This window comes from Methylobacterium sp. FF17 (assembly GCF_025813715.1).
Lineage (GTDB): Bacteria > Pseudomonadota > Alphaproteobacteria > Rhizobiales > Beijerinckiaceae > Methylobacterium > Methylobacterium flocculans.
In genome coordinates this window covers 2,697,453-2,713,771 of the sequence record NZ_CP107532.1, presented here as the reverse complement: position 1 = coordinate 2,713,771, position 16,319 = coordinate 2,697,453, and the positions used below count along the sequence as shown (strand labels likewise).

General features: G+C 68.2%; 20 protein-coding genes. 10 read left to right on the top strand and 10 right to left on the bottom strand.

All coding sequences use genetic code 11. From position 1 onward, the window contains the following. Positions 1 to 142: 142 nt before the first annotated feature. From OF380_RS12735 to OF380_RS12725, 3 genes are read right to left on the bottom strand one after another with little or no spacing between them, the layout of a single operon-like run. Positions 143 to 1,225: a magnesium and cobalt transport protein CorA gene (locus OF380_RS12735; protein WP_082487846.1), complete on the bottom strand. Its 1,083-nt coding sequence runs from the start codon at positions 1,223 to 1,225 to the stop codon at positions 143 to 145. Beyond that, a complete protein-coding gene (locus tag OF380_RS12730) occupies positions 1,222 to 1,416 on the bottom strand; it encodes a DUF2934 domain-containing protein (RefSeq protein ID WP_082487844.1) in 195 nt (64 codons plus the stop codon). Before OF380_RS12730 ends, OF380_RS12735 begins: the two co-directional genes overlap by 4 nt. Then, a complete protein-coding gene (locus tag OF380_RS12725) occupies positions 1,413 to 2,822 on the bottom strand; it encodes a TAXI family TRAP transporter solute-binding subunit (protein WP_404810580.1) in 1,410 nt (469 codons plus the stop codon). Before OF380_RS12725 ends, OF380_RS12730 begins: the two co-directional genes overlap by 4 nt. Positions 2,823 to 3,036: 214 nt before the next feature. On the opposite strand from OF380_RS12725, the gene OF380_RS12720 reads away from it, so the two are divergent. The 9 genes from OF380_RS12720 (at position 3,037) to OF380_RS12680 (ending at position 8,042) form a co-directional block, all read left to right on the top strand. Further along, entirely contained in the window at positions 3,037 to 3,270 is a 234-nt protein-coding gene (locus OF380_RS12720; protein ID WP_056354967.1) for a hypothetical protein, read from the top strand. Position 3,271: 1 nt separating this feature from the next. Beyond that, positions 3,272 to 3,562 (top strand): hypothetical protein, encoded by a 291-nt coding sequence (locus OF380_RS12715; protein WP_056354964.1) that lies wholly within the window; start codon positions 3,272 to 3,274, stop codon positions 3,560 to 3,562. Next, entirely contained in the window at positions 3,559 to 4,344 is a 786-nt protein-coding gene (locus OF380_RS12710; protein WP_082487843.1) for a 2-keto-4-pentenoate hydratase, read from the top strand. Before OF380_RS12715 ends, OF380_RS12710 begins: the two co-directional genes overlap by 4 nt. 60 nt (positions 4,345 to 4,404) lie before the next feature. After that, positions 4,405 to 4,722: a YnfA family protein gene (locus OF380_RS12705; RefSeq protein WP_264051082.1), complete on the top strand. Its 318-nt coding sequence runs from the start codon at positions 4,405 to 4,407 to the stop codon at positions 4,720 to 4,722. Between the two features lie 352 nt (positions 4,723 to 5,074). Beyond that, positions 5,075 to 5,458 carry a COG4315 family predicted lipoprotein gene (locus OF380_RS12700; protein ID WP_056186085.1) on the top strand — a complete coding sequence of 128 codons (384 nt, stop codon included), beginning with the start codon at positions 5,075 to 5,077 and terminating at the stop codon, positions 5,456 to 5,458. 13 nt (positions 5,459 to 5,471) lie between these two features. After that, positions 5,472 to 5,981, top strand: coding sequence for an RNA polymerase sigma factor (locus OF380_RS12695; RefSeq protein ID WP_018044293.1), 510 nt, complete (start codon positions 5,472 to 5,474; stop codon positions 5,979 to 5,981). Continuing rightward, positions 5,978 to 6,787 (top strand): anti-sigma factor family protein, encoded by an 810-nt coding sequence (locus OF380_RS12690; RefSeq protein ID WP_056186082.1) that lies wholly within the window; start codon positions 5,978 to 5,980, stop codon positions 6,785 to 6,787. The genes OF380_RS12695 and OF380_RS12690 overlap by 4 nt, the downstream gene beginning before the upstream one ends. Then, complete coding sequence (locus OF380_RS12685) at positions 6,784 to 7,674, top strand: LysR substrate-binding domain-containing protein (RefSeq protein ID WP_056186080.1); 891 nt, start codon at positions 6,784 to 6,786, stop codon at positions 7,672 to 7,674. The genes OF380_RS12690 and OF380_RS12685 overlap by 4 nt, the downstream gene beginning before the upstream one ends. Beyond that, complete coding sequence (locus OF380_RS12680) at positions 7,671 to 8,042, top strand: YidH family protein (protein ID WP_056186077.1); 372 nt, start codon at positions 7,671 to 7,673, stop codon at positions 8,040 to 8,042. The genes OF380_RS12685 and OF380_RS12680 overlap by 4 nt, the downstream gene beginning before the upstream one ends. A 2-nt stretch (positions 8,043 to 8,044) precedes the next feature. On the opposite strand, the gene OF380_RS12675 is transcribed toward OF380_RS12680, so the two are convergent. The 5 genes from OF380_RS12675 to OF380_RS12655 form a co-directional block, all read right to left on the bottom strand. Then, positions 8,045 to 9,130 carry a sulfite oxidase gene (locus tag OF380_RS12675; RefSeq protein ID WP_056186076.1) on the bottom strand — a complete coding sequence of 362 codons (1,086 nt, stop codon included), beginning with the start codon at positions 9,128 to 9,130 and terminating at the stop codon, positions 8,045 to 8,047. A 79-nt stretch (positions 9,131 to 9,209) separates the two neighbouring features. After that, a complete protein-coding gene (locus OF380_RS12670; RefSeq protein WP_056186073.1) occupies positions 9,210 to 10,193 on the bottom strand; it encodes a beta-propeller fold lactonase family protein in 984 nt (327 codons plus the stop codon). A 185-nt stretch (positions 10,194 to 10,378) separates the two neighbouring features. After that, positions 10,379 to 10,717, bottom strand: a complete 339-nt coding sequence (locus tag OF380_RS12665; RefSeq protein ID WP_056186069.1) for a c-type cytochrome — start codon at positions 10,715 to 10,717, stop codon at positions 10,379 to 10,381. 11 nt (positions 10,718 to 10,728) lie between these two features. After that, the gene (locus OF380_RS12660; protein WP_056186066.1) at positions 10,729 to 11,952 is read right to left on the bottom strand and encodes a molybdopterin-dependent oxidoreductase; all 1,224 of its coding nucleotides are present in this window, start codon (positions 11,950 to 11,952) and stop codon (positions 10,729 to 10,731) included. A 491-nt stretch (positions 11,953 to 12,443) separates the two neighbouring features. After that, complete coding sequence (locus tag OF380_RS12655) at positions 12,444 to 12,677, bottom strand: hypothetical protein (protein WP_018044302.1); 234 nt, start codon at positions 12,675 to 12,677, stop codon at positions 12,444 to 12,446. A 214-nt stretch (positions 12,678 to 12,891) separates the two neighbouring features. Between OF380_RS12655 and OF380_RS12650 the strand changes: the two genes are divergently transcribed. Next, complete coding sequence (locus OF380_RS12650) at positions 12,892 to 14,043, top strand: TDT family transporter (RefSeq protein ID WP_056186063.1); 1,152 nt, start codon at positions 12,892 to 12,894, stop codon at positions 14,041 to 14,043. A 26-nt stretch (positions 14,044 to 14,069) separates the two neighbouring features. Here OF380_RS12650 and OF380_RS12645 read toward each other — a convergent pair whose 3' ends face one another. Next, the gene (locus tag OF380_RS12645) at positions 14,070 to 15,167 is read right to left on the bottom strand and encodes a YeiH family protein (RefSeq protein ID WP_056186060.1); all 1,098 of its coding nucleotides are present in this window, start codon (positions 15,165 to 15,167) and stop codon (positions 14,070 to 14,072) included. 147 nt (positions 15,168 to 15,314) lie between these two features. Beyond that, positions 15,315 to 15,953, bottom strand: a complete 639-nt coding sequence (locus OF380_RS12640; RefSeq protein WP_056186057.1) for a 2,3-bisphosphoglycerate-dependent phosphoglycerate mutase — start codon at positions 15,951 to 15,953, stop codon at positions 15,315 to 15,317. Positions 15,954 to 16,319: the final 366 nt, after the last annotated feature.

The following is a 16,319-nucleotide window of genomic DNA, read 5'->3' as shown; positions in this document are numbered from 1 at the left end:
CTTCGGCGAGACCCGCCTTAGTCGTCTCCCTGGGACGCGACGTCGACAAGGCCCGAACGTGCGGTGGCCGGACCATGGAAGGCGATGGCCGGCCGCCCTTCCGCCCGGCAGCCCTATGGCCGATCCGCGGTGCCGAACCCCATCACAGCCAGCCGTTCTTACGAAACCGCCAGTACAGGACGGCGCAGGCGGTGAAGATGCCGCCGAGCACGACGAAGTAGCCGTAGCGCCACTTCAGTTCGGGCATGACCTCGAAGTTCATGCCGTAGATGCCGGCGATGGCCGTCGGGACCGCCAGGATGGCCGCCCAGGCCGCGAGCCGCCGGGTGATGACCGTCTGCTGGGCCTGTCCCAGCATCAGGCTCGCCTCGAATGCGAAGGCGAGCACCTCGCGCATCGCGTCGATCTCTTCCTGAACGCCCCGCAGGTGGTCGGAGACGTCCCGGAACAGGGGCTGCATCTCCTCGTCGATGGCGACCATGTCGCCGTGTTCGAGCTTGCGGCAGACCTCCACCAGCGGGACCACGGCGGAACGCAGGCGCAGCAGGTCGCGTCGGAGCAGGTAGAGGCGCTCCACCTCGGCCGGGAGGAGCTCGCGCTTGAGGACGCGGTCCTCGATGGCCTCCACCTCGGCCATGACCGTCTCCATGACCGGCCGGTAGTTGTCGACGATGAAGTCGAGCACCGCATGGAGGATGTAGTCCTCCCCGTGGGCGAGCTGCCTGGGGCAGGACTCCGTCTTCTCCCTCACGGACGCGTACGAAGCCGAGGCGCCGTGGCGGACGGTGACGATGTAGCCTCGTCCGACGAAGATCTGGGTCTCTCCGAGCGCGATGCGTCCCTCAACGAGCTGGGCGGTCCGCACCACCACGAAAAGGCCGTCGCCGTATCGCTCGACCTTGGGACGCTGGTGGGCGTGCCTGGCATCCTCGATGGCGAGCCGATGCAGCCCGAACTGGGCCTGCACCTGTTCGAGGAGCTCCATCGAGGGTTGGTAGAGGCCGATCCAGACGACGTGATCGGGCCGGCGCGACCATTCCCCGGCCTCGTCGATCCGGATGTCCGCGATCCGGCGTCCGCCGGCGTAGACCCCGGAGGCCACGACGCCCGGGACCTCTCCACCGCCGGTGGCGGCCGGCGGACCCTCGGGAATGAGATGCCCGACGGATGTCGACGGCGATCGGGCGGTGCCCGTCCCGTCCAAGGTCGTCGCACCAAGGCTCATGCCGCGTTTCCTTCGTGATGGGCCCGCGATGGCCCGCCTCGTTCGGTCGTGTCCATTCCCGCCGCCCCGAGTTCCCTCTTCGCGAGAAGCCAAAACAGCATGTCGAGCCCTTCGGGCCTGTGGGTGAGGTCCCAAGGCTCGTAGGCCCGCTCGCGTTTCCGCTCGAAGCGAACCTCGTTCGTAATCGTCATCGCTCCCCTCCGTCTCGACCTTCCGTTGAAAATCCATCGAGGGGGGCGGTCGCCCCCTCCGGCCCTCGTCGTCCGAGCCGCCTCGCGATGGTCGATCGCGCCGCATCCACCGCCAGGGTCGCGCCCGCAAGCGTCCGCGGCTCCGTCGTCCGCCTCATCGCATGCCGGGCGATGCTGGCGGCCAAGTCGTCCGTCTCGGCCGCCATGGCCTCAAGCTTCGCCGGCCCGGTCTCACCGCGGGCGCTGGAGCGGATTTCCAGCAATCGTAGGGTCGCGACCTCGATGCGCTCACGCCGGATGCGTCCCACCCGCTGGCGGAGCCACGCCGCCACCGAGCCGAGGCCGCCGCCGAAGATCGCCACGAGGTAGATCCAGCTCTCGTAACGCTCGATGAAGCTCTCCTGCTCACGCTCGTAATAGTCGATGGCGCCCGGGTGGATGGGCAGCCGCGCGCTGGTGGCGCCGACGGTCGTGTCGTACGCCGGGTGCAGGACGTCGTTGGCGGCGGGGGTCGTTTCCGCGAGCAGGGTACGCATCTCGAAGAGGTGCTGGGTGGCTTCGGCGGCGACGGTCCGGGACAGGGTCGAGCGGGCCATCAGGCGATAGGACGATCCCACCGTCACGATGTCATCGGCCGGCATGCGCGGGTCGCCGTCGAAGAGGCCGGCCGGGACGGTGACCGACTGGAGCAGTGGCATCCTCGCAAGGGCGGCAGGGACATTGGAGATCCCGAACAGCGCCGCCTCGTGGTCGGGATCCGCGTCGCGGACGAGATCGACGATGCGCTGGGCGGCCGCCGAGGTCGGGGTTGTCAGAAGGATCACGGCGTCGATACGCCCGGCGGCGAAGGCCGTCGCAAGCTCGGCTTCCTCCACCGGCACCAGGGAGACCGCCTTCGCCGATGCGTCCCCCTCCGGACCGCCGTCCCGAAGTTCCAGTCCATGCCGCTCCACGAGCCCCCGCACCAGGGCATGGTCCGCCTTGCGGGGTGCCAACACGGCAAGCCTCTTTCCGGCGAGGGCTGCGAAATCCGCGATGCCGACCCGTCGGGGCGCGGCCACCAGGGTGGCCTGCTCGCGTAGGACCGCCAGCGTGAGCCCGTTTCGCGGCATCGACACGTCCGGCCGGACCACAGCGAGGTCGGCCTTGCCGTCCCGCAGCGCCTCGGCACTTTCGCGGACCCCGCCGAAAGGAACGAGCTTCAGCCGGATGGATGCCTTGCTCCTCGACAGCGCCTCGGCGTAGGCGCGCATCAGCGCCGGCTCGGTGCCGCCGTTGGGGGCGACCGCGACGACGAGCGTGGTCGGGTGCGTCAGGTAGGCATAGGCGAGGCCGGCGACGGCCAATGCCAGGATCGGCGCGCAGAACCACGCCACGCGCCAGGCCGGCGAACGCTTTCCGCTCAAGTGCACATCCCCCCACGCGGCCTTCTGCCTTCCAGGCAAAGGTGGGCCGCCGCAGGCCCCGATGCGAGTGAGTTTGGCGCCCCATCCGCGTTTCGACGAAAATCCTGATGGGACACTTATGCCGAAGCCCGGGGCTCCCGCTCGAACCGTTATGCGCCTGGGTCCAGCTTAAGGAGGCGGTCCACCGATGGATCGCGCGAACCCCAGTCGTTCCATGCCCGTCACCATCCCGGTCGCCACCATCGTCTCCGAGGCGGTCCAATCCCAATCGATGCGGTTCATCGTCGGCCAGGACCCCCAGGGTCGCTGGGTCGCCATGGAGGTCCATGGCCTGGGCGGGGGCCTGTTCCGCACCCGGCATGATGCGCTCCACTACGCGGTCGACCTCACTGGCCATCGACCGGACGCCGTCGTCATCGCGACGGACCGCATCGAGCTTAGGATCTAGGATGGGTTACGCGGCCCGACGATTGCGGGCACGCCATGCCCGCCGCCTCGTCGCACGGTTCGTCATGACGGGGTACGCCTTCATCCTTTGGGTTGTCACCGGTTGGGGGCTGGGCCTCTCCGCCTCCGCCACCGTTGCGACGCTCTGCATTGGATTGCCGGTGATGGCGCTGATCCACCGTTTCGTTGCGCAGGAGCACGGCCGCCACCGGAGGGATGGTCAGATGCGACGGCATCCGATCCGGCAGCGGCACCACCAGGGCGTGACGCTCGCCCGCAGCCGGGCGCCATGACGTTGACACGGGACAAGATCGAGCGGATCGCCGAAAGCGCCGCGTCGGCCCATCGCTCAGGCGGTGAGAGCCTCGACGTAGGCCTCCACCGTCTGGCCGGAATGGACGAGGCCGAGGACTTCCGGGAGGCGACGTTGCGCATCCTGGCGGACGGCCACGTCGGCTACGCGCTGTGCGCCACCAGCCCGGTGACCGCCAAGCCCCTGGGATGCACGGAACGGGTGATCACCCCCCTGCGTCGCGGAGCGCTTCTGGACGACGGCTCAGCCTTCCTCCTCCCGCGGGGGATCATCGGGGTCGGGGCCAGATACTGCTTCGTCCTCGCGCACCCCCTGGGAGAGGTATTGGAAGGTCCGACCGGAGAGCACGAGGCGGCCGATGCCTGCCTCGCGTGCCATCTCGAACTGCATATCGTCGGACGTCGCGTCCCCCACGGCATCCCACTGAACGCGTTGACGGCCACGGCCGACCTTGGGCTCGAAGCCGTCCATGTGCTCGGGCCCTGGGTGCGGGATGGACGTCCCGTCGACCTCGCCTCGGCAGAGGTCCGTATCGACCTCGATGGCCATGCCGTCACCCGGGGCCGGGGGTCGGATACGCTCGGCGCACCCATCGGCGCCGTGGCCTGGACGGCACAGTGGCTGGCCGGCCGCGAGCGCCGCCTGGAAGCCGGCGAGGTCGTCACGACGGGGAGTTGCGCCGGCCTCGTGCGGATCGTCCCGGGCCAGAACGTCCGCGCATCCTTCGGGGATCTCGGGACGGTTTCCCTCGATCTCGTCTGACCGGCCGGTCGCTTCTAAACCAGGCTTGACCGTGGACGCGGGGCACCGGATGCCGGCGAGATGACACTTATCGCCTATGTCGGCGCAGCCGTCGCCGAGATTGCCGGATGCTTCGCCTTCTGGGCTTGGCTACGCCTCGAACGCTCGCCGTGGTGGCTGACGCCTGGAAAGGCTTCGCTTGACCTTTTCGCCTACCTGCCGACCCTCGTCGAGAGCGCGGGACGCGCATACGCAGCCTACGGCGGCGTCTACATCGTCTCGTCGATCCTGTGGCCATGGCTGGCCGAGGGACATCGGCCCGACCGATGGGACGTCGGCGGCGCCGCGATCTGTCTTATTGGTGCCGCGGTCATCCTGCTGGGACCACGCGGAACCTGAGTGTTACGAAGCAAGGGCCCGCTCGAAGCAATTTGATTGTTGGCACCACCCCATCAACACGGCGGAAATCGACCCAACTACGCCGTAAGAGCAAGCCAACGTATCTCTTGAAAGCAGACGTTGCAGTCGATCTCGCCGTGCGAGGGCATGATCTCGGATCTCCGCCTTTCAGAGTGGTGACGCCGCCGCATCATTCCTCTGACTGCTCCTGGGTGACGGCCGTATGCCGTGGTTGAGGACGAGTCGGCGGTCACGCTGACGTCACCAATCTTTTTCGTGTGTCAGTGGAATAGACGCGCCCGTTCGGCATCTCTCCCGATGCGGTCATGGTCGACCGCCGGAGACCTCACTCATGCACACCATGCTGATCCGCGCTGCCTTTGCGGCCTTCGCCTTCTCCGCCGTCGCCGCCCAGGCCGCTGCGCCTGCGATGACGGCCGAGACTGCCAAGGGGCCGGCGCTCGTCGATTCCAAGAGCATGACCCTCTACACCTTCGACAAGGACATGGGCGGCAAGTCGATGTGCAACGGCCCCTGCGCCGCCAACTGGCCGGCACTGATGGCCGCCTCCGGCTCGGCTGCTAGTGGCGACTGGACGATGGTGACGCGGGACGACGGGACGATGCAGTGGGCCTACAAGGGCAAGCCGCTCTACACCTTCGCCAAGGATACGAAGCCCGGCGACATCACCGGCGACGGATTCCTCAACGACGCGTGGCACATCGCCAAGCCCTGATCGGTAAAGCCTCGTGGACGAGATCGCCGCCCTCATCGAACCGCAGATCCCAGCGTTGCGGCGCTACGCAGTCGCACTGTTGCGGGACCGCGAAGCGGCGGATGACCTCGTCCAGGACACCCTGGAGCGGGCGTTGTCCGGCTGGTCCGGACGTCGCCGCGACGGCGACCTGCGAGCCTGGCTGTTCACGATCGAGCGCAACCTGTTCCTCGGCACTGTTCGACGCCGGGGCCGGCGCGGCATCGATGTCGGCGCTGAGGCTTTGGAGCAGGTGCCCGATCCGGGTGCCGACCCCGAGGCCGTTATGGGGGCACGCGACGTGCTCACCGGACTCGACGCCCTGCCCGAGGAGCAGCGCTCAGTGCTACTGCTCGTCGCGGTCGAGGATCTGTCTTATGCGGAAGCGGCGCAGGTGCTCGGAGTACCGCTGGGCACGGTGATGTCGCGGTTAAGCCGAGCCCGGGAGCGGATGCGAAGTTTTCTGGAAACGGGCCGAACCGGCTTGTTGAGGAGGGTGAAATGAGCGGGGATCCGCGCCCGGTCGGCGAGGACGACCTGCACGGCCTGATCGACGGTCATCTTGAACCGGAGCGGCAGGCGCTGGTCGAGGCATGGCTCAGGGGAAACCCCGCGCGGGCGGCCGAGGTCTCGGCGGATCGCGCCCTGCGCGAGCGCTTGCGTACCCGCCTCGCGCCGATTGCCGAGGAGGCGATCCCGGCGCGGCTCCGGGTGGCCAACATCCGCTCGCGACATAGCCCAATAACCGGGCGCTGGCTTCCGGTCGCGGCTGCGGCCGTGTTCTGCCTCGCGGTCGGCGGTGCCGCCGGCTGGTTCGGCCATGCCGCGCGGCAGGTACCCACGGTCACGCTTGCGCGAACCGAGCCGGCGACCGACGACGCAGTGGCGGCCTTCCGCACCTACGTGGTCGAGGCGGTGCATCCGGTGGAGGTGCGCGCCGACGAGAAGCCGCACCTTGTTACGTGGCTCTCGAAGCGCCTCGGCCGGGCGGTGACCACCCCCGACCTCACGGCCTACGGCTTCCGCCTGATGGGCGGGCGGTTGTTGCCCGCTGGGTCCGAATCCGCAGCGATGCTGATGTACGACGACGACCACGGCACCCGGCTGACGCTCTACAGCCGCGTGGGCGATGCGGATGGCCGCACAGTGTTCCGCTTCGCCCGCGAGGGCGACGTCGCCGCTTTCTCCTGGGTCGATGGCGGCATGTCCTACGTCGTCACCGGTCGGACCGACGAGGCCCGGCTGCTCACCGTCGCGCAGGCGGTTGATGCGCAGGTCCGCGGCCTCGCGCCGGATCGGCAGCAGCCATGACCCTCGACCAGCTCCGCATCTTCGTGGCGGTGGCCGAGCGGCAGCACGTGACGCGGGCCGCCGAGGCACTGAACCTCGTTCAGTCGGCGGTCAGCGCGGCGATCGCCAATATCGAGGGGCGTCACGCCACCAAGTTGTTCCACCGGGTCGGCCGCGGGATCGAGCTGACCGAGGCGGGGCGCACGTTCCTTGTCGAGGCCCGTGCCGTGCTCGCCCGGGCGGAGGCCGCCGAACTGGTGCTCGCAGACCTCAGCGGCATGCGACGAGGGACGTTGGCGCTTTACGCCAGCCAGACCATCGCCAGCGACTGGCTGCCGCGCCATCTCGTTGCCTTCCGCCGGGCCTACCCCGAGATCGCTATCCGGCTGGCGGTGGGCAACACCACCGACGCCGCCGACGCGGTGCGCGCGGGGCAGGCCGAACTCGGCTTCGTTGAGGGAGCGCTGGACGACCCGACGCTCGCGAGCACGACCATCGCGCGAGACCAGCTTGTCCTCGTAGTCGCTCCTGGCCATCCCTTCGCCGGGGCTACTGCCCTCGAACCCAAGGAGCTCGCAACGGCCAATTGGGTGCTGCGCGAGGCGGGATCGGGAACCCGCTCGGCTTTCGAGGCGGCGCTGACGGACGCCGGCCTCGCTGCGGCTCAACTCCAAGTCACACTCGAATTGCCCTCGAACGAGGCGGTCCGCGCCGCCGTCGAGGCCGGGGGCGGGGCCGCCGTGCTGTCCGAGACCGTGGTCGCCGCAGCGCTTCGAGCCGGGACCCTGGTACGGGCGGCGTTCGCCCTGCCGAGCCGTCCTTTCCGGGTGCTGCGCCACAAGGAGCGCTACTGCAGCCGGGCCGCCGACGCGCTTCTCGACCTGATCGCGACGGCGAACATCAAATGAGTGAGCCCGCGAAACCCGTGCCCCCCGACGATCCCCGGGTGAGGCTCGCCGAGGACCGGACGGTGCTGGCAGCCGAGCGTACGTTCGTGGCGTGGCTTCGCACCGGGCTCGCCTTCCTCGGCGTCGGCCTGGCTGCGCAGCGCTTCCTGCGGGAGGTGCTGGCGGTTTGGCCGCTGAAGGTGCTGTCGCTCACGCTGATCGCCTGTGCGCTCGCCTCGTTCGCCGGCGCCGCATGGCGGGATCGGGCGATTCGAGCGCGTCTTGCCCATACCGAGATCCCGATGATGCCGCGCATCCTCACCGTCGGGATCGCGGCCCTGCTGATCGCGATCTCGGGCCTTGCGGCCACCGCCCTACTCTGGGCGTGAGGTCAGGCCACCGTGACCCGTACCCGGTGCCAGGCGGCGCTGAGGTAACCCTTGTAGTTCCAGGTGTCGTCCGGCGCCGCAGGCTGGGTCTGGCCGGCTGAGTCCCAGGCCCGCACCGCGAGTTCGTGTTCGCCCGCGGTCAGCTCGCAGTCGATCTCCCAGAACGTCCAGGCGTAGGGTGCGTCCGCATCGCGGTCGATCCGGGCCTGTGCCCAGCTGCGACCGCCATCCGTCGAGACGTCGACGCGGGCGACCGCGCGGTCGCTGGCGATGGCGTAGCCGCGGATCGCGTGCCGGCCGGCCTTCAACGCTGCGCCGCGGGCGGGCTCGCAGATCGCGCTGTTGAGCGGCATCGCCTCGATGGTGATGCCGTGGGTGGGGTCGGCGGTCTCGGCGGTCACGTCGGGCGGAAACAGCTTGTAGTCGTCGGCCTGCATCGGATTGTCGGAGGGCCGGTCCTGCACCGTGATGCGGGCGAGCCACTTCGGGCTGCGGATACCGGCAAATCCCGGCACCACCACGCGCAGGGGGTGGCCATGCTCGGGGGAGAGATGCTCGCCGTTCATTGCGAAGGCGACCAACGTATCGGGGGCCAGCGCCTTGGCGAGCGGGATCGAGGCGCCGAAACGCGTGTCCGTGTCCGCGATCCGGTCGTGGCTCTCGAAGGCCACGTGGCGCGTATCGCCCGCATCGATGCCGGCCGCGCGCAGCACGTCGGCGAGGCGCACCCCAGTCCATTTCGCGTTGCCGATGGCGCCGGGCGCCCACGGGTCGCCGGAGACCGGGGCCACCGCTAGCATGTCGGCCCGGCGGTTGCCGGCGCATTGCATTACCGCCGTGACGGTGACGGGCGCGAACCGCGTCTTCAGATCGGCAATGGACAGTTCGAGCGGCGTCGCAACCATCCCGTCGACGGTCAGGCGGTAGCTGTCGGCGTCGAGATCCGGGATATTCCCGTGGCTGCGGACGTAGAAGTCGGCCTGCTCGGTGAGGAAGGCGGCGCGTAGGCGATCGAGCGGTGGCTCGGCGTTGTAGGGCGCCTTTCCGTGGACGATGAGGCGGTCCTTGCGCTGGAACAGGCCGAGCATGGGGTCTTTGTCCTGCGTTCGTGACGTGTCGACGACGAGAACGCGCCGGGAGCCGAGAAGGCACCCGACGCGCGACGCCTCAGGGCTTCATGGTCGAGATGACCGCGTTCTTCGCCCGGTCCACCACGGCGACGCTAAGGTCGCGGTTGAGGACGTAGGCGTGGGCGTTGTCGGCCGAGAACGCGATCGCCTGGCGCGGCTCGTTCAGGCCGGTCACCGTGGCGACGACCTTGAGGGTGCCGGTATCGATCACCGAGAGCGAGTTGTCCTTGAGGTTGCCCGAATAGACGAAGTGCCCGTCCGGGGTCAGCGCGGCGCCGTAGGGGTCCTTGCCCACTGCCACCTCGGAGGTGACCTTACGGGCGGCGACATCGACCACGCCGATGGTGTTGCGGCCGCTGTTGGCTGCAAACAGCGTCTTTCCGTCCTTGGTGATCGAGATGGCGCGCAGCTTGTCGAACCCGGCGATCTCGCCGGTGATCTTGTTGGTGGCGGTATCGACCAACGTGATCTTGTCGCCGAGGAAGTTCGTCACGAACACGGTCTTGCCGTCCGGCGACAGCTTCACGCCCTGGCGCGGCTGCGCGAAGCCGGGGATCACAGCCTCGGCGAGCATGGTCCTGGTGTCGAACACGGTCAGCGTGCTTGCGGCCTCGTTATTGACGTAGAGCTTGCCCCCGTCGGCCGAGAGCACCGTACCGAACGAGCCGGGGCCCGCGGCGAGAACGCCGGCCTCCTTGCCGGTGGCGGTCTCGTAGACCGTGATCCGGCCGGTGCCGCTGTCGGAGACGTAGAAACGGGCGCCGTCCGGCGCGAACACGATGTTTCGCGGCGTGACGAAGCCGTCGAGGCGGCGCAGCACCGTGCCCTTGGCGACGTCGTAGACGACGACGGCGCTCTCCTCGCTGTTCGACACAGCGGCGACGGTCCCGGCGGCGTTCAGCGCCAGTGCGTTGTTCTTGATCGCGCCGTCGAAGCCGGCGGCGAACCCGGGCTGGGCCTGCGCTAGGAGCAAGGCGGCTCCGGCGAGGAGGGTGCGGAGGCTGGTGCGGATATGGGTCATGAAGCGGGTCTCTCGGGCATGCGCGCTCGTTCGGCGGCCGGGGCCTACCGTGAGGGCTGGTTCGAAATCGGAAATCCGTGGTCTAAGGCCGGGCCGGCCGTGCATCGCCCTGGGGAGACGCCGGAAGGCGCGGTCTATTCCCCGAGGCCGGCGAAAAAAGCGCGGCGGCCTCGGGATTCGGGGGTTCAGGGTGCCGGCTTCAACGCCGTCAGGTAGTCGACGATGGTCTGCACGTCGGCCTGATCAACGGGCGCATTGTAGACGTGGACCATCTTGTTCACGGTCTCGGTCCACTGCGCCTTCGTGAGCTTGGGTTGGGTTAGCACCATCCCGGCCGAGTGGCAGGCGAGGCAGTTGTTGTTGACCGCCTCGGCCCCCTGTCCGTCGGGGAAGGTCCGGTCGGAGGTCGGCATCGCGATGGATTGTGAGGTGAAGCGCATCGGCTCGGGGGCCGGGGCGGCAAGCGCCACCAGAGGAGACAAGGCGAGCGCGGCGATCAGGGCCGCCGGATGGATCGGGTTCATGGCTGGTCTCCTCAAGCGGCCTGGAAGGATACGGCCTCGATGCCGTTCTGCATGAAGCCGGCCCCGTTCCAGATCCGGTCCATGCCCTGCGCGACGCCGTTGGTGTTGGTGCAGCGGACCCTGACCGTGTGGGTGCCGGCGGCCAGCGCCGGCAGGCTGCCGTCGAAGCGGCGGAAGCTGTAGGGGCCCTCGTCCGCGCCGAGTTGCGCCGGAAACCACGTCGCCCCGCCGTCTCTGGAGAACTCGACCGCCTTTACCCCGCAATCGCCGCCGAAAGCGATGCCGCGGATGGCCACCGGCGTTCCGGCTGCCACCTTGGCGTCGTCCTGCAAATTGGTGATGAACGAGCGCGGCACCATCCTGTTGATCGGCACCGTCTTGAAGCCGGTCTGGCCTGGTTTGATGTTGGCGCCCGGCACGTCCGGAATGCGGTAGGCGGTCTTCATCCAGTATTGCTCGTCGGGCTTGTCCAGCACCTCGATGTCGGACAGCATCTTGACCCAGTAGGTCGAGTACCAGCCCGGCACCACGAGGCGGAGCGGGAAACCGTTTAGCAACGGGAGCTGCTCGCCGTTCATCGCGTAGGCGATCATCACCTCACCATTGTTGGCGTGGTCGAGATCGAGGGACTTCTTGAAGTCCGGCGCGTCGTCGACGACCGGCTCGTCGAGGCCGTTGAAGCGCACCTGCACGGCACCGGCCTTCACCCCGGCCTTTTCGAGCACGTCCTTGAGGCGCACCCCGGTCCAGCGGGCGTTGCCCATCGAGCCGTTGGCCCATTGCGCCCCGGGCACCCGCGGCTCGAACAGCCCGCGTGAATTGCCCGAGCACTGGTTCACCGCGGCGATCTCGAAGCGCGGCAGGCCGGCGATGGCGTCGAGCGAGAGCGAGAGTTCCTTATCGACGTGGCCGTGGACCTTGAGCCGGAAGGTGCCGGCATCGACTTCGGTCGGGATCGAGGCCCAGTGCCAGCGCACGTAGAAGCGGTCGTTGGGCGTGAACACGCCCTCGTCGAACACCGAGAACGGCGTCTCCAGCAGCGGCGGATGGGTGCGCTGGAGGATCATCTCGCCTTTGCCCGGAAAGGCGGTGGTCAGCGCCCGCTCGTCCGGGCCGCCGGGCAGCGGAAGCTTCACCGAGCCCGCGGCCCAGGCCGGCATGGCGGCGGCGAGGCTGCCGACCCCTAGGCCACCCAGGACGAGGCGGCGGTTCAACGGTTCGTGCAGATGGCGCATGATGTCTCCCTGGAATCGTTTGTTGGGCCGCGTCGGCCGGTCGCTAGATCTCGGTGTCGCCGTCGGCGGACGGCATTGGCGTCGGTCGAGACGGTTCGGTCTCGCCGCCGGAAACTCGGGTCATCGATCCAAGGCATCCCGGCAAAGAGGCGTCTTCTCCGTGAAGGAGATGCTACGGCGAGACGATTATTCCATCCAATGATCGTTCGAGATCTCAACGATCTCCGATTGCGATCATCCGAAGATCTCCGATCTCCGATCAATGGCGGGCGGCCGGATCAGATGATCGTCAGCCAAGCGGTGCCGACGGCGGCGACAGTCAGGGCGACCGTCCAGAATAGGACCCAGCGCATATGACCGCTGGTCTCGCCCTGCTAGGCCTCGTCGGTGGTCTCGATGGTGGGTCGGGTCATGACGGATCTCCCTGCCATTCGGGTGGTCGAAGGCTTCACGCGCCGCCGGACGGATGCCCGGCGGCCAAGGGGGCGCTGTCAGCGTCCGATCAGTTCCCGCGCCGGGCCGCCGGTCTCCTGGCCTCGGCCACGGGCGTAGGCCGGGAGTGCCGGGTTCTTGGCGTTGGCGCCATCGGCGTCGCCGTAGATCGGTGCGGATGGGCTGGTGATGAAGCGGACCTGCGGAGCGCGGAGGCCCTGGGCCTGCGAGAGGCCCGTCATGCCGACAAGCGCGGAGGCGGCGAGGGCGACGGCGGCGATCGTACGGGTCATGGTCGATATCCTTCTGGTGGGGTCGTCACGCCGGTTCGTGATGACAAGAAGGTAGCGGCCGGAAACCATTCGTACTAATGGTTTGATTAGCTAGTTTTAATCGATTGTTTTGATGATTAAGCGCCGCTTGCGAGTTGCTGTCTATCGCGGCGGCGCGCGATGCGGGGTCGTGCTAGAGCCGGTGCGTTGACCCTCCGAAGCCCAAGAGCGCCCCGTGTCCGAATCCAGTCTGCTGGCGATCAGCACAGGCCTAAAGCCGCTCTCGCGCCTCCAGCATCCGCGGGACGTGGTCCGACAATTCACGCCGAACTGGTTCACCGTGGTGATGGGCACTGGCGTGGTCGCCTTGACCCTCGACCGTCTGCCAGCGACGCATGCCCTGCTGGCCCCTGTGCCGCTCGGGCTCTGGCTCGCCTCCGTCGTGCTCTTCGCCACCTTCTGCTTGGTCTACGGCGCGCGCTGGATCTTCTACTTCGACGGCGCCCGACGGATCTTCGGACACTCGACGGTGTCGATGTTCTTCGGGGCGATCCCGATGGCACTGGCGACGCTTCTGAACGGGCTGCTGATATTCGGTCCGCCCTATCTCGGCGCAGAGACCGTCCGAATCGCACTGCCGCTGTGGTGGTTCGACGTGGCGCTCGCTCTGATCTGTGCTGTCGCGATCCCCTACCTGATGTTCACCCGTCAGGAGCACCGCATCGACCAGATGACGGCCGTATGGCTGCTGCCAGTGGTGACAGCCGAGGTCGTCGCCGTCTCCGGTGGCCTGCTCGCTCCAGCCTTGAGCGGCGAGAGCCAACAACTCGCCGTCATCGTCACGAGCTTCGTACTCTGGGGCGTCTCGGTCCCGCTGGCGCTGAGCATCCTGGCGATCCTGGTGCTGCGCATGGCGCTGCACAACTTGCCACCGCGTGAGATGGCCGCATCGAGCTGGCTCTCCCTCGGTCCGCTCGGAACCGGGGCGCTCGGCCTGCTCGTGCTGGGGCAGGCCGGTGGCCCGATCCTCGCGGCAGGCGGTTTTGCCGGCGCGCCCGAGATCCTCAGGATCACGGGCCTGATCGGCGCGCTGATCCTCTGGGGCTACGGCGCCTGGTGGTTTCTGCTCTCGCTCGCCGTCACCGTGCGCTACCTACGCGCCGGCGTTCCGTTCAACCTCGGCTGGTGGGGCTACATCTTCCCGCTCGGCGTCTATGCCCTGGCCACCCTGCGGATCGGCGAAGTGACGGCACTCAGCGGGTTCGCCTGGCTCGGAGCGGGCCTCGTCGGCCTGCTGACCCTACTCTGGCTGATCGTGTCCGTGCGCACGTTGCGCGGGGCCTATCGCGGGGAGCTCTTCGTCTCGCCCTGCCTCGCCGGGGCCTGACCGGGCCTCGGGCGCATCCGATCGGTTCAAGCGAGGCCCAGCACGCGGATCAGACCGAGGCTGACGGCGCCGAGTGCGACGAGCGAGGCGACCACCGCCAGGGTCACCCGTGCTCCGGCCTTAGCGACGCTGCGCACATCGACCCCGAGACCGAGCGCCGCCATCGAAACCACGGTCATCACGTTGGCAGTCTCCGACATCGGCGCGAGCGCGACCTGCGGGACCAGCCCGGCCGAGCGAAGGCCCGCGAGCGCCAGGAAGGCGAGGATGAACCACGGCACCAGGCGGTGGATCGCGAGGCCGGCGCGAGCAGGGCGGTCGCCGGCGGTGACGCCGGGGGCGGCCTCGTCGGTCTCCTCGCGCAGCCGGCTTGCGCCGAGCGAGAGCATCAGGACGACCGGGCCTAGCATCAGCACCCGGACGAGCTTCACCAGGGTTCCGACCTGGACGCTGAGCGCCGCGACCGGCGCGGTGGCGGCGAGGACCTGCGGAACAGCGTAGACGGTGAGGCCGGCGAGCACGCCGTACTGCATCGGCGACAGACCGAGCAGCGGCACCAGCAGCGGCAGGCCGAGCACCACCAGCACGCCCAGCACCGCGGTGAAGGCGATGGAGGCGGCGACGTCCTCGCCATCGGCGCCGATCACCGGTGCCGTGGCCGCGATCGCCGAGTTGCCGCAGATCGAGTTCCCGCAGGCCACGAGGATCGCCATGCGCGGATGCAGCCCGAGCGCTCGGCCGATGCCGTAACTCGACAGGATCGCCACGACGACGACGCCCGCGATGCCGAAGAGCAGGCCCGGTCCGGCGGCGAGGATCGTCGCGAGGCTGAGCGACGCGCCGAGCAGTACGACCGCGATCTCCAGCACGGTCTTGGCCCCGAAAGCGATGCCGGGAAAGAAACGCTGCGACGGGGTCCAGGCGGTGCGGATCGCGCTCCCGAGCAGGATCGCCAGCACCAAGGCTTCGAGCCAAGCGCGACCGAACAGGTGCGTCTCGACGGCTTCGAAGCCGATCGCTGCGGCGGTGACCGCCACACAGAGGCCCAGTCCCGGAAGGATGGCTCTCGTGCCGGCTAAGGCACGCGTCGAACGAGAGTGGGAGAAAAGTCTGGGCGCGGACATGGATGGCTCCGATGTGATGCCGGAGGATCCCAGGTCCCGTTCATTCACTCCAACGGAATGATTAGATGTTTCCCATCACTGAAATAGATGGAATGATGACCCCTTCAGAGTTTGCGGAGACCCATTTTGTGGGGCCGACAGGCGGATTCACCCGTCGATCCAACGGGCCTTGATCGCCGTGTCCGCAGCAAGCTCATAGATCCTGACGGAGCCCGTCGCGAGTTCGAGGTGCTCGACCTCCGCGGGGCTCAGGTCTTCAAGCGCCATGACAAGCGCCCGCAGGCAATTGCCGTGGGCAACGACGAGCACGTCTCCGCCCATGACCGCCGGCTGGATGGTTCGGAGGTAGCATGGCACGATGCGGGCGACGGTATCGCGAAGGCTCTCACCGTTCGGCGGCGCCTCGGCGTAGGAGCGGCGCCAGGTCTCGATCCGCTCCGCCCCCCAGCGCGCATCGGCGGCGATCTTGTCGAGCCCGCTGAGGTCGCCGTAGTCTCGCTCGTCGAGCGCGGCGAAGCGTTGGGGGACCAATCCGGGTTGCCCGAGCGCATCGAGAATAAGCCGGCCGCTCACGACGGCCCGCGTCAGCGTCGAGGTGAAGGCTGCGGAAAAGCGCCAGCTGCGCTCGGCCAAACGCCGCCCGGCTGCCTCGGCTTCCATCCGGCCCTGCTCGGTCAAGGGCGAGTCCAGCAATCCCGTGAACAGGCCGGATCGGTTGGCTACGCTCTGGCCATGCCGGACCAGCACGAGATGTCGCGTGACCGGGGCTTTGCAATCGTGAATCACGCTGTCTCCCGAGGCAGAGCGCTTTCGTGCCGGTCGCATCGCCTCTGATGATGTCGGCATCCCACTTCAACGAACTTCGACCCTGCGATGGGTTGGACCGTCCATCCGGAGTCGGCAGGTCATCTTAGGTCCGCTTAAGAACGTCTTGCGACCGAAAGCAGCCAAGCTGCTTCCCATCTGTGGACGCCCCCTGGAACGCAAGTGGCTTTTGGTGTGTAGGCACGATGTCGGTTGCTGCCATCTGTCCGGCCTCTGCTGCAGCTTTTGGCTGCGGGCCCGTATGGGAGTTCGCGGACCGGAACCAAGTCACCCAAAGCGTGCTCGCTGGCACGGTGGAAAGCACTGGTTCTTCCGGCCCCGTCTCGC